Genomic DNA, 795 nt, shown 5'->3' on the forward strand with positions numbered 1-795 from the left:
GAGGGCGGCCGGGTAGGCCGGCCAGTGCGGCGGCCCCATGCGCTGAACCCGGCCGCCCTCCTGGTCGATCAGGATCGGCGCGTCGTCCCGGCCGATCGTGGCGCGCAGCGACGCGGTCAGCGCCCGGACCTCGTCCGGCGTGCCGATGTTGCGCTTGAACAGGATGAAGCCCCAGGGCCGCACGTCGCGGAAGAACGCGGTCTCGTCCGGCGACAGGGTCTTGCCGGCGCAGCCGAGGATCAGGGCACGGGAGGTCATCGGGGACGGTCTTCCCGGGAGGGTTGGGTTGCGGGCATCGCCTGCCCGGACGAAGAATACGAATCCGTGGCGAGCGTCCGACAGGAGATGCCCGCGCCGCAAGGCCAAACCGCGACGTCTGCCGGACCATCGGTCCGCGCACGCTCGGGTGTTGCGCCGGCGACTCAGGCGCGGCCCCGGCGGATCGCCGATCTCAGGCTATCCGCCGACGCGGGTTTTGTGGAGGCGGGCTCAGTTCTTGGCGACGAAGCACTGTCCGCCGGCGCCCTGAAGCTCGGTGCAGAGGCTCGTGGCTTCCGCCTTGGCCAGCGGCCCGACGCGGACCCGGAAGATCGTCTTGCCGTTGACCTCGGCCTGGCGGATCAGCTCCGGCTTGCCGGCGAGCTGGCTGTACTTGCCCTGCATCTCGCGGAAGGCGGTCTGGGCTTCCTTGGCGCTGGTGCGGACGCCGAGCTGGACCGAGAACCCGCCGACGGCGGCGTTGCTCACGGTCGCCGTCGTGGCCGGGGCCTCGACCGGGACGGCGGCCTCGGGCGC

The 795-nt window shown here is 72.2% G+C and carries 1 protein-coding gene and 1 pseudogene; both read right to left on the reverse strand.

The genetic code is table 11. The annotated features are described in order from the left end of the window. A pseudogene (locus tag FV223_RS29005) lies at nucleotides 1–258 on the reverse strand (beta-hexosaminidase); the annotation flags it as partial. Between the two features lie 231 nt (nucleotides 259–489). Continuing rightward, nucleotides 490–795, reverse strand: a 306-nt coding sequence (locus FV223_RS29010) for an SPOR domain-containing protein (RefSeq protein WP_147730044.1), incomplete at its 5' end; no start/stop codon positions are given.

The sequence above is a fragment of the Methylobacterium sp. WL116 genome (assembly GCF_008039455.1).
Taxonomy (GTDB): domain Bacteria; phylum Pseudomonadota; class Alphaproteobacteria; order Rhizobiales; family Beijerinckiaceae; genus Methylobacterium.